This window comes from Erwinia tracheiphila (assembly GCF_021365465.1).
GTDB classification, from domain to species: domain Bacteria; phylum Pseudomonadota; class Gammaproteobacteria; order Enterobacterales; family Enterobacteriaceae; genus Erwinia; species Erwinia tracheiphila.
On record NZ_CP089932.1, the window covers coordinates 3,164,027 to 3,175,996 of the forward strand.

The window sequence follows — 11,970 nt, forward strand, 5'->3', positions numbered from 1 at the left end:
TTAGCCTGTCTTCAGAATGTCTGCGATAAGTTGGTCACCACGCTGCTGTTCTTCAGAAACAGCCCTGCTAACCTGCTGTTTAACAGCAGCATAATCATCAAGTATGGTGTTGACTTTCTTAATAATTGTGCCATCCATCAGGCTTTTAACATCCATTGCCATATCCGGCAGTCCCAGTTGGTTCATTACGCCCAGCGATTTGTGCTCGTAGTTGATCGCCACAGCTGGCGTGCCGAAGGTCATTGAAATAATGGCGGAGTGCAAGCGGGTACCAATCGTCAGATAACACTCTGACAGTAATACACCAAGTTCGAGGTCGTTAAGCTCATCCATGACGACATGATATTTCTCTTTCTGATTTACATGTTCCTGAAGATTAGGCGCGATCATACGATCGTCGTTGCCGTAGCTGTCGATGCCGGTACAGGTAGATAACGCCACCACCTGATAGCCTTTGTCGATCATGGCATTAATCACCCGGGCAAATGCCCGTTCGTATTCGTGCTGGGTTACCCCAAGACGCTTGTCGAACGGCACCAGTTTACGCACGGTGATAATAATGGTTTTGTTCGCCGAGATAATGTTCTGCCAGTGCTGCAGAGTATGGCTGGGCTGGCTGACATGGCGGGCACGAACCAGAAAAGCCGTATCCGAGCCAGCAACCACTTTCTCAGTGGTGATGCCTCCCTGTTTCATCATCTCAAGGCTAACGCTTTCGCGCAGTACAAGGCTTTGTACCCGAGAGAAAACAAAGTTGGCAATTTCATTAAAACTTTCTTTCTGGAAAGGACCAACACTGTGGCCAATCATATATATGGGCTTTTTCGCCAGTAAAGCACAGAGGGAATGTTCAAACTGTAGCGGTCCATAGAGGTCAACAAAGAATGACCCGCCAACCTGAATAATGAGATCGTACTGCCGCAATTTTTCGCTAAAATCCTGAAGGTATTTCGGCACCGGAAGCATTTTGTGCCACCCTTTACCACTGATATGCGACATCATGATTTTTGGCATCAGCCGGCGTTTAATTTTATCAGCCAGGCCGTTTTTTCCTTTTTTTAACGCCAGAAAAAGGTCGTCGGGAATAACAGACTGCCCGAGCAGATAGCTCGAAATGACAGGATAACGACTGATTACCTCAATCTGCAGATCGCTTTGGGCATGCATGAGCGAATCAATAAGGCCGCGCAAGATAGCACCATCACCACGGTTGCCACAGGTGTGGTTACCGACTAATAAAATCTTCATAAACACTCCAGAAAATTGCCATGCCGCAGATAAGAAAAAACAATAACTAACTAATTAATAATATTTTTTAAAAAGCCGGTTTATATCGAAAACTAAAATACACCCTGCAAAACTGTCAAATATTGAGCGGGGAAAGCCCCCACCTGTCCTATTTTTTTATCGCAAAATAGGGAACCGCCACCTGCTGGCCGTTAATCACCATTGAGACAAACCCCTGCGCCTGCGAGGTGTCTACCTCGCAGGGTTTCAGCAATCGGGATTGCACCAGCAAATCACCCTGCTCATTGGCACCTATCCCGGCTTTACCATTGTGCAATGTAAATCGTTGTACCAGACGATGGCTGTTCGCGCCGGAAGGCGACTGGGCCTCCTGCATTTTGCTATCGAAACGTGCGCACCTACCGGTTGTAAACCGATCTTTTGCCGTCGATTTCATCAGCACGCCAGCAGACGCCAGCCATCCCGCTAACTTGACGTAAACACGCGTGTCGGTGTCATAGGGTGTCTCAATCATCACGTCCACCACCGGGCTTGCGCCCTCTGCATGCCAGCTTCCTTCAGCACGGTGCGCCTTGCGCTGCAGATTAATGATGGCTTTGCCGCCCGTCGTGTTGCCGTCTACCACCTTTTGCAATACCGCCCGATAGGTACCATTACTGAATGCCGCCTGACCAAAAATTTCAATTTCCCAGCTGTCGCCGACATCCGGTGTGAAAATATTGCCCAGTTCGTACCACTTCTCCTGGTTGGTGTTGTTGATTATGCGGAAACGTGAAGTCAGGTAGTTGTACTTCATGCTGCCATCAACGGCGACGCCATAAGATTCAACGCGGGTTGAACCCTGTTCATAGGCCGAAAGCCATGCGCCTTCAGCAGAGGAGTTATCAATCCAGCTACCTGCCTGCAGGTTGGTCTGGCGTATGTTCAAACGTGAATTGTGTGCAATGAGCGGGTTTTTGCAGGTTTCGATACTCAGCGCATCGATAATCCATTGCCCGTTGGAGATGTTGCCAGGATTTTCGGAATGCTCAATCCAGCCATTGTGAATAATTGACTGGCTGCAGCGATCAAGATTGAGCACCATACCTTTTGTACAGTATTGCGCATTGAAGTTGGAAAGCTCGATGGCCGTACTGTGATCCCACTTACCCTGCTTTTGTCCCGACCAGATGGCCTTGATCACATCGCCGGTACATTTACTGGCGTACCACTGGTCAATCTTACAGTCCAGGGTGTCCACCAGATTGAGCGACGTGCCGCCCAGGTTTTCAAAACGCAGGCAGGCACCACGGAAAAACTGCCCACCTGAGCATTTGTTATTGAAAAATCCCTGGCTATTGGGCTTTTTATCCGTGCGACCATTAACGATTAAATTACTGATTTCCACCCAGCGGGAATTAACCCGAAAAATAAACTCAGACTCACCGTCAGAAATAATCGTGGTGGCAGGGAAATAGCCGAAGTTGACCATGGCACCGGAAACCCGGAAAAAACGGCTGTTTTCAGCAGAAAAATCGCACCCCTTAACCAGAAATGTGCCGGCCGGAAACTGCACACAGATCGGCTGGTTGGCTTTCACCGACCAGTTGTACATTGCCTTGATTGCCGGTGAAGTGTCGGTTTTTCCGTCATCCCTGGCACCAAAATCAAACAGCGTCAGACGATTAAAATCATGGACAACCCGCCGCCAGTGGAACCCTGCACCGGCAAAGTTGACCCCACCATCATCCGTGGCATCGCTCAGACTGCCGACGAACTCCCCGCCGCCGACTTCAAGACCTTCATGCCAGCTGCTGAGTTTGACTTTAGCGCCTTCAAACAAGGGACGCGTATTACGTAGTTCATTAACTGAAGCGATTTCGCCGATGAGCTGGTAGCCCGCAGGCTGTGACAAACGCTGACTGAAATTTGCCGCATCGGGTTTGCTGACATCAGGGATATTAAAAATCACGCTGCCCGCATCGTCCACCACCGCCATAGAATGGGCAGGATTTGCAATCAATGCCGCGTTATCAGCAATGAAATGCCGGAAATCACCTTTATTAAGAGTAACCGGTTGCTCAATTTTTAACAGCTTGCCGCTGGCATTTCGCAAAAACAAATCAGCCAGGTTGCCCGGTTGAGTCGGGTCTGTGCCCACTTTACCAATGTAAAGTTTCCCACTGAAGTTTTGCCAGAAACGTTCCGGCATAGCATAGACCGTTTCAGGTGTCAGGATGGGAACATCCTCTTTAGGGATATCATCCGCATTAACGTCGGTCAGATTGACAGAAACGTCTTTTTTTGCAGCCTGGCTGGAAAACGAACTCACAGAAAGGGCTGCAAGAATTGATGAGAACCCGGTAATTAATTCTCTTCTTTTCATTGATGTAATCCCATAGTAGTCATAGGCCGATAGGTGTTAATATGATTTCCATAGGCAACTCCCATCCTGATTAAGGCATGCACTGCTTTATTCACCGACTCCCCTTCTGACGAGTGTCTGCCGGTAGAAATAAGCCTGTCTTATTGCATCACCAATAATTAATCAGGGGAATGGCTGATAAACTAAACAAGTGACAACCACGACGCTTTAATAACCTTTCCATCAAATTTCAGTGAGGTCGTTCTGGTCTTCTCGCTCATTGCGAAGAACAATTCATCGTTGTTGGCAAGCTGATTCATTTTTTCTATAAATCCGAGCCGGTCGTTCATAGCAATCAAAAAACCGTCTTGGTTATTGTTGATAATTTCCTGTGGCCCGGTAGGGCAATCATAGGCAATAACCGGCAAAGACCAGGATTTTGCTTCCAGCAGTACCAAAGGCAACCCCTCATACCGCGAAGTCATTAAAGCCATATCGCTGTCGCGGTAATAATCATTGATATTGGCAACCTTCCCCACAAAGAAAATGCTGTCACTGATATTCAGCGATGATGCTTTAGCGATCAATTCGGTTTTGAGTTCACCGTCACCCGCAATAACCAGTTTCCATTGAGGCTGATTTGCTATAAAGTCCTGCCAGAGTTCCAGCAACAGATCGAATCCTTTTTGAAAATCAAGACGACCCACTGCCAGCGCCTGATATTTGCGTTCCGTACGCTGGAAATTCTTATACACCACCGGGTTAGGAATAGTTTTTGCCGCAATGCCCCACTGCGTTAAGACTTTTTCGTCTTTATCAGTAAGGACAATAACCCGGTCGTAATAGCGCAGGAAAAAATATTTGAGAAGTTTAATCGATTTACTGAAGGAATTAATTGCAATGTGTTCACAGGCATAGGTTTTAGCTTTTTTCTTCTTACACGATAGCAGGCTATAAAACGCAAACATCACGCTGAGACGCCCCATGCTGATAAGAAAAACCGCATCAAAGCCCTGCTGATTAATACGCTGCACAGCGCTTCTTATTGGATTTTTCTCACCGTCAAAGCTGATAATGTCTTTTACCTTTTCAAAAGGGTAAAAAGGCTGGCCAGAACCCTCTAACGAATAAATCGTCACCTCGTGTTCATCACCAAAACATTCAGACATGAAGTTGCAAATATTTTCAGTTCCAGCGTAGGAGTATGCATCTTTAATCACCAGTACTATTTTTTTCATCGCGGATCCAACACCTCAGTCGCTTCAATGTTAAAACTTGCCTGTTATTGTGCTCTTCACACCTTCAGGGCAGGTAAGGCGTTTTTTATTGCAAGAATGGACGTTTCAGACCCACAGATTATCTGTGCTTCAACGTGAACAAAACCCCATTAACCATGTACCAGACATAATAGTAATACACTTTTAGCGGATTGTTTTTATAGATAAATCTTAATAAATCAAGATGCCATTTTGCGGCCTTATTCTTATTACGTGAGAGTGAGTCACCCAGCTCATAATATTTGACCAGATTACACTCAATCACTCTCGCCTGCTTATACTGTTCGAACAACTCATAGAGAAATAAAAAATCTTCATGGCCTTTTTTTCTGAAAAAAACATTGTGGGATGGGCGGCGGTAGCATACTGAAGAGAAGCAGACGCGAAACTGCTTTTTCACGAAACTGTCTTTCATCAGATAAGCTTTATTCCAGATCACGTCGTAGGATTTGGTCCGCGAATGGTAGCGATAATGAGAAATAACCAGATCGTCGCCAGCGGCCAGCGCCTGGACCTGAAGCATAAGCTTGTCTTTTTCCCACTCATCATCGCTGTCGAGGAAAGCAATAATTTCCTCGCTGGCGGCTTTTAAACCAACATTTCTCGTTTCCGCCGCACCAAGATTGACTTCATTATTAAAAATAGTGATGCGCGGGTCTCGACAATGCTCCTGAACAAATGCCAGGGAATCATCGGTTGATTTATCGTTAATCAGGTATATATGCCAGTCCGTCCAGCTTTGATCGAGTACCGACTGTACCGCGCGCAACACGGTTTGACGCGCATTGTACATAGGAATGACAATGCCAACTGTGCCGATTTGAGTCTTCATCTGAGATCCTGCATGTCTGTCATAAAATGGTGTAACGTAAAAAGGCCAGAACAATCTGGCCTGTTAATCAGAAGATTTTAAAGAGCGGAGAAATGCTGTAACCGTCCACTGACTGAACCGACAGTATAGTGTTATAAGCCAGGTAATAGGTTGTCATACCTGCCAGAAGCAGAAAGTTGAGGATGGGATTTCTTATCCGCATCATCAAGAACGCCAGCAATAGCGGCTCCGTATGTAAGAACAGATTTCCTACCCTGCCCCCCAGAATTGAGAAGTCAGAAAAGATAATACGGATGGCAGCGCCAGCTGAATAAGCGATCAGCAACATGTAAACCAGCCGATCTTTTGCCTCAATAACAGGCTTGCGGAAATAAACCAGCGTAAAGAAAATGATAAAGGCGATATTTTTAAAGTTTGCCAGACTGAATACCGGTAGCGCAGTATCAAATTCGGTGCCGCTGTAAGCCATCGCACGATCACCGAGATTGGGTACAACGCCCAGCGAGTCGAGAAACAGTTTTTGCCCTCCCACCAGCCCTAAAGGAATCGCGGCGAACACCATCATGATGCCAAAGTATTTTCGCTCTTTGATAAACAGAAACGGCACCACTACCACGGTCACAAAACCGGTTGACTGTGACTGAGAGCTTAACAGCAAAAATATAAACGCCAGAAAATAACGGCGTCCTGCTGCCGTGCAAATTGCTGCTACCGCAAATGCGCTGGACAGGCCAAAGCGGATCTGGTTCATATCCTTGTTAATAAACAGGTGCGCGGAGTAGAGGCAGAGTGAACACAGAATTAACGGTGAGTATTTCTTAAATATCCATGCATTGGTGGTGACGGAAACAAACGCAATGAACAACAAAAAAAAGTAGCTTTCATGTGTAAACCAGCTCAATACCCAGGCCAGCAACATAAATACGTTTTCGTAACGATAAACGTCCACCACCTCAGAAAAACCACTCATGCTGGTTTGTCTGGAAAAATCATGGAAGAAGCCCAGATATTGCCAGTCGTCTATCCCCGAATTCGGCCCCCGCATACCTGCCAGCAGAATCAGTACAACGGTTCCGATAAAAAAGAAATAGGTGACGATAGTTTTCGTTTTGGGCTGTGATAACTGGTCGATCGTAGCCAGTTCAAAAAAACAAAAAACAAGCAGTGTGTAGCTTATTATCCAGTATATAGCCATTCTTTTCCCCAATAAAGTCAGTGCATTGCCAACAGCACCAACGCTATTTCCCGCCTAAGCGCTCTCTGATCTTATCCTTGAGACGATTGATAAAATAGGTGCGATTATATTTATTTGTTAAGAAGAAATAGCGTACAAAACTGAGGCTGGCCTGGAAAGATTTGCCATCCATCTTGTATCGTAGCGGAAGTTTATACGCCTTATAGGTATGAATATCCCGTTGCGTCAGCCAGGGCTTCATATTATCCAGCCAAAAATAGGAATATTTCACGGACTCGCCTTTCTGCCTGGAGCCGAATTGCGTAATAAGATGATAATTCGCCAGCGGCTTATCAATCATCACAAACTCATAGCCCTTTTTGTCAGCACGGATACAGAAGTCATAATCCTGATGGCGGATATATTTGGGGTCGAACTGAATATCCAACGCATATTCGCGTTTTAATACGATAGTGCTGGTCTGGATAAAGCCATAGCAGCCGAACAAGTATTCAGCCACCGTCTCGTTTTTTGAGACGGGCTGCATCGGCATAACCTTCAGAAACTGCCCATCCTGAATAATATTGACCTGACTGTAAATAATGGTTTTCTGTCTACCCTGCGCTTCCAGCTTAGTAATCGTCTTCAGCGACTCCTTCAGCTTATCTTCATGCCATTCATCATCCGCATCGAGAAAGCAGATGTAATCTCCACTCGCCAGTTCGACGCCCTTATTACGGGCAGCAGAGCCAAACAATTTTTCCTGCGAAAGAACCAGTTGAATTTTAAGCTGGCTGTATTTCTCTGCCTTAACGACGGCGACAAGTTTCTCTGCATCAGAAGATTTATCATCAATAATGATGACTTCGAAATTGTGGTATGTCTGCGCAGCCACACAGTCCAGCGTGGTTACAATCGATTCAGCCGCATTATAAGCCGGGATAACAATCGAGAAGAAAATATCCTTCATTCTCACGTACCTTTTTTACGTCCACACCAAGCTGCCAGGAAAACTGACAATTTAAACAGCAACAGGAGCCGTTCATCATCGGAAGAAAGGCTCCTCTTTGTCACTTAACTTTTTGCATCCTGCTTGTAGCTGTAATCATAATAATCATAGCCATAGCTGAACACGTTAACAGCCTTGCGCACCACGGCGTTGAGAATAACACCTTTGATTTCAATACCGTTCTGCATAAAGCGGCGATAGCTGAATTCAACCTCTTTCAGGGTGTTGGTTTCGAAACGCACCACCATCAGTGATGTTCCGACCAGCTTACCAATTATCGACGCATCGGTGACTGCAAGGATGGGCGGCGTATCGATCAATACCAGATCGTAATTGGTACTTGCCCAGTGCAATAGCTCATTCATGCGGCTGTGCATTAACAGCTCTGAAGGATTCGGTGGCACCTGACCGCGTGGAATAAAGTCAAAACAATACGCACCCCTTTGAATCATATTCTCACCTAATGCGGCCTTGCCTGACAGAACATCAGAGAGGCCGATCTTGTTAGATGCACCTAACAATTCATGGGTGTAACCCCGGCGCATATCAGCATCAATTAGCAACACTTTCTGATTGGCTTTCCCTACCAGGGCCGCAAGGTTGGAACAGATAAACGTTTTACCGATGCCAGGACTGGCCCCCGTAATCATCAGGATATTGTTTTTAGCTTCCATCATGGCGAAGTGCAGGCTGGTACGCAGGTTGCGGATAGCTTCAATGGAAATATCGGCAGGATTGCCTAACGCCAACAGCGAATTGGCGGGATCAGTTTTGCTGTGCGCCCCGCGCCGCGCAATAACTTCGCTGTCGTGTTTACGCTGCCAGTCGGACAGCGGCACACTGGCATAGACATTGATGCCGCGCTCCTCAAGCTCATCCGGGCGCTCAATACCGTGGTGGAATAAGGCTTTAACCAGAGTGATGCCAACGGAAACCACCATACCCAGAATCATACTCGCCAGTATCACCAGCAGTTGCTTCGGTGCAACCGGGGTAGCCGCCGTTTCAGCCGGATCAACAATGCGCACATCGCCCACAGTGCTGGCTTTGCTGATATCCAGCTCCTGTTGACGATTCAACAGTTGCATATAGATTTCCTGGCCAGACTGTACATCGCGGGTAAGTCGTACGATCTCTTGCTGAATTTGCGGCATCTGTCCAATTTTCTTGTTCAGACTCTTTTGTTGATCTTCCAGGGTATGGCGTTTTTCCAACAGTGTGCGATAGGTAGGATGGTCTTTGGTAAAGAGCTGAGAAACTTCAGCCTCACGGAAGGTCAGCTCGTTTAACTGAGTCTGTATATTAACGGAAGAATCGAGCGCCGATTTGGCTTCCAGAGACATATCCACCGAGTCATTCTGACGACGGAACGTATTGAGTTTATCTTCCGCATCATCCAGTTTCGCGCGAACGCTTGGCAGCTGGGTTTTCAGAAACTCAAGGCTTTTCTGCGCTTCAGCAGATTTGCGTTCGATATTCTGATCAACATAGTTGGTAACAATCTGGTTAAGCACCTTGCTAATCTGAACAGGGTCTTCACCCAGATATTCCAGTCCGAGAACGCCCGTATCCTTGCCTTTATCCTCAACGGTCAGGTTGTTGGTGACCATACTGATAGCCTGCAAATCAGTCAGTTTGGTTACGGTGAACTGAGTTCCTGGTTTGACCGCCTCAATGCTGTTAACCTTCATCGTAACGCCAGCGTGGTTTTCAAGCTGCCCTACTTTTCCTTTAAACAGCGTACTGCCATCTTTACTGACGACGTAGCTGTCTGCACCAGTTACCTCAAGAGAAAGCTCCGGGTTTTCCCAGTCCTGGGGTATCGCAAGCTGGGTAACTATCAGCTGACCCGGCTTATTGCCTGATAAGAGTGAAAAGCCTTTACCAATCACCGGAAAATAATTCTGCTGGACAAAGGCATCCAGCCCCAGGTCTTTAACGGTTTTGCCAATCACCATGCGTGAAGTCACAATCTCCACTTCAGTCGCTGACATCGGCTGCGCATTCGGCATTAACGACTGCAAATCGTTCAGAACGGCGTTCACATTCTTGTTTTCAATCTGAACCATCGCATCCGCACTGTAAATTGGCGTGGCAAACAGACTGTACAACGTGCCGAGCAGCATAAATAAAGCCGTAACGGCAACAATTATCCAGCGATGATCAACAAGCTGTCCCACAATGTGCGTCAGATCCCACCCGGTGGATTCCTCTTGCGACGCTGACGATGCCTTACTTTTAATATTCATGGATAATCCCAACTATCGGCTTAATGCGTTGACCCATTTCTGGGCAGCGTTTTCAAGTAATGCGTACACGGCTTCATAGGCATCGCGGCTTTTCTTATAGGGATCCGCTATTTCCTTTTGATTAAGCCAGTGGCCAAATAACATTGTCTTGCCGCGTACGGATGGATTAATGCGATTGACCAGATCAATATGTTTTTTTTCCATTACCAGCAGCAGATCGTAGTCACGACACATTGCCGAGGTCAGCTGGCGGGCTACGTGGCCCTCCAGTGAAACACCGTGCTCGCTGGCAACGCTGCTGGCGGTATCATCTGCCGCATGATCGACAATGGCATATAGCCCTGCTGATGCAACCTTGATATACGGTAACGCCGCTTTCAGCATTTTTTCCCCCGTAGGGGAACGACAGATATTGCCAATGCAAACCACCAGAATTGAATTAATCATCAGCTTCTCCAGTGGTTACCAGTTGTGAATAATTTGCGCATTCTCGCTGGCGTTATAAATACCAGCGATGGTGGGAACGAGCTGAGAAAGAACACGGTTCCAACGCGACAACGGCGTCGCCGTCACGTAAACAATGTCATAAGGCTGCAGCTGGAATTCAGAACCCATCACCATGGCAGACGCATCTTTAACATTCAGTTGATAGATATTGGCAATTTTGCTGCGGTTAGCCCCTTTCACCGGACGAATGACAAATACGCCCGTCGCATCCGCAGCAGTCTGAGCCATTCCCTGCGCATTACCCAAGGCTTCCGCAAGCGTCATGCCGCTGCGGTCCATTTTCAAGGTGGCAGGCTGTTTCACTTCACCCATCACAAAAACTTTCAAATCGTCGTTGCGCGGAACGTAGAGGATATCGCCAGGATAAAGCAGATGGTTTTGCGACAGGTCGCCATTTTGCATTAAAGCCTGCAGTGAAATCGGCATTTCGTTACCGTTGTGGGTCAGCACCACATTGCGCCAGTCAGCCGTTGCCGTTAAACCCCCTGCAGCATTGATGGCATCAAGAAGAGTAAGCGGAACGTTGGTGATAGGCTGCTGCCCAGAGGTAGTAACCTCACCGGTAACATAGGCTTTTTGTGACTTAAATGAGGCAACACTTACGTCTACCTGGGGGCTTTCAATATATTGCGCCAGGCGGGAAGCGATTTCGCTGCGGATTTCCTGCACGGTGCGGCCTGCAACCACTACGCGTCCAATATAGGGATAGAAAATACTGCCATCAGAATGTACCCAATTACCCGTATCACTGGCGCTACGATACTGTCCCGCTGGCGTGGTTAATTCAGGATGATCCCAGACGGTCACCGTCAGTACATCGCCCACGCCGATACGGTATTCATAGCGCTGTAGTGCATTTTGCAACTCGGGATTAGGCTTTGCTACAATCGGCCTGGATCGCAGTTGCTCAACCAGCGCTGGGGTTAACGGAAAAACGTTAACGTATTTATCAATATCAAAATCGCTATCCTGCTGTTTGATGACATCCTTTCCGCTGGTGGAAAGCGTCGAACCGGGCACAACTGTGCATCCGGAAAGAAGGGTAGCTGTAATAAATAAAGGAAGCACTTTCGTTTTGATTGTAATCATCTATCTCATCGCTATCAGTAATTTGATTGATAGTGGCGAATCCGCCGCAGTGTAGCGTCATGCAAAAGTAATAAGGTCAATCTTCCGATCAGGCACTCATACTAACTATCGTTATCATATATCCCCTCTTACTTTTTTTGCCTTGCCGGTCCGATTATCGCCAACGCCCGACATACATCGAAGGGTTTCCGGATGCAATGGAAAGTATGATAACTGCCCAATCGCATAGCGGTGACTGTTC

At 47.0% G+C, this 11,970-nt stretch carries 9 protein-coding genes; all 9 read right to left on the reverse strand.

Features of this window, described 5'->3' with window-relative positions:
* Nucleotides 1-1,248: a colanic acid biosynthesis pyruvyl transferase WcaK gene (gene wcaK / locus LU633_RS16585; RefSeq protein ID WP_016189846.1), complete on the reverse strand. Its 1,248-nt coding sequence runs from the start codon at nucleotides 1,246-1,248 to the stop codon at nucleotides 1-3.
* 148 nt (nucleotides 1,249-1,396) lie between these two features.
* The gene (locus LU633_RS16590; RefSeq protein ID WP_016189847.1) at nucleotides 1,397-3,613 is read right to left on the reverse strand and encodes a phage tailspike protein; all 2,217 of its coding nucleotides are present in this window, start codon (nucleotides 3,611-3,613) and stop codon (nucleotides 1,397-1,399) included.
* Between the two features lie 182 nt (nucleotides 3,614-3,795).
* Entirely contained in the window at nucleotides 3,796-4,830 is a 1,035-nt protein-coding gene (locus LU633_RS16595) for a glycosyltransferase (RefSeq protein WP_016189848.1), read from the reverse strand.
* Nucleotides 4,831-4,948: 118 nt separating this feature from the next.
* A complete protein-coding gene (locus tag LU633_RS16600) occupies nucleotides 4,949-5,701 on the reverse strand; it encodes a glycosyltransferase family 2 protein (RefSeq protein ID WP_016189849.1) in 753 nt (250 codons plus the stop codon).
* 67 nt (nucleotides 5,702-5,768) lie between these two features.
* Entirely contained in the window at nucleotides 5,769-6,896 is a 1,128-nt protein-coding gene (locus LU633_RS16605; RefSeq protein WP_016189850.1) for an EpsG family protein, read from the reverse strand.
* 43 nt (nucleotides 6,897-6,939) lie between these two features.
* A complete protein-coding gene (locus LU633_RS16610) occupies nucleotides 6,940-7,845 on the reverse strand; it encodes a glycosyltransferase family 2 protein (protein WP_016189851.1) in 906 nt (301 codons plus the stop codon).
* Between the two features lie 104 nt (nucleotides 7,846-7,949).
* The gene (wzc, locus tag LU633_RS16615; protein WP_016189852.1) at nucleotides 7,950-10,133 is read right to left on the reverse strand and encodes a tyrosine-protein kinase Wzc; all 2,184 of its coding nucleotides are present in this window, start codon (nucleotides 10,131-10,133) and stop codon (nucleotides 7,950-7,952) included.
* Nucleotides 10,134-10,145: 12 nt separating this feature from the next.
* Nucleotides 10,146-10,580, reverse strand: coding sequence for an arsenate reductase/protein-tyrosine-phosphatase family protein (locus tag LU633_RS16620; protein WP_016189853.1), 435 nt, complete (start codon nucleotides 10,578-10,580; stop codon nucleotides 10,146-10,148).
* A 15-nt stretch (nucleotides 10,581-10,595) separates the two neighbouring features.
* A complete protein-coding gene (locus tag LU633_RS16625) occupies nucleotides 10,596-11,729 on the reverse strand; it encodes a polysaccharide export protein (RefSeq protein WP_016189854.1) in 1,134 nt (377 codons plus the stop codon).
* Nucleotides 11,730-11,970: the final 241 nt, after the last annotated feature.

Coding starts and splice junctions, on each gene's coding strand:
- wcaK (WP_016189846.1), bottom strand. CDS start 1,248: ATGAAGATTTTATTAGTCGGTAACCACACCTGTGGCAACCGTGGTGAT.
- LU633_RS16590 (WP_016189847.1), bottom strand. CDS start 3,613: ATGAAAAGAAGAGAATTAATTACCGGGTTCTCATCAATTCTTGCAGCC.
- LU633_RS16595 (WP_016189848.1), bottom strand. CDS start 4,830: ATGAAAAAAATAGTACTGGTGATTAAAGATGCATACTCCTACGCTGGA.
- LU633_RS16600 (WP_016189849.1), bottom strand. CDS start 5,701: ATGAAGACTCAAATCGGCACAGTTGGCATTGTCATTCCTATGTACAAT.
- LU633_RS16605 (WP_016189850.1), bottom strand. CDS start 6,896: ATGGCTATATACTGGATAATAAGCTACACACTGCTTGTTTTTTGTTTT.
- LU633_RS16610 (WP_016189851.1), bottom strand. CDS start 7,845: ATGAAGGATATTTTCTTCTCGATTGTTATCCCGGCTTATAATGCGGCT.
- wzc (WP_016189852.1), bottom strand. CDS start 10,133: ATGAATATTAAAAGTAAGGCATCGTCAGCGTCGCAAGAGGAATCCACC.
- LU633_RS16620 (WP_016189853.1), bottom strand. CDS start 10,580: ATGATTAATTCAATTCTGGTGGTTTGCATTGGCAATATCTGTCGTTCC.
- LU633_RS16625 (WP_016189854.1), bottom strand. CDS start 11,729: ATGATTACAATCAAAACGAAAGTGCTTCCTTTATTTATTACAGCTACC.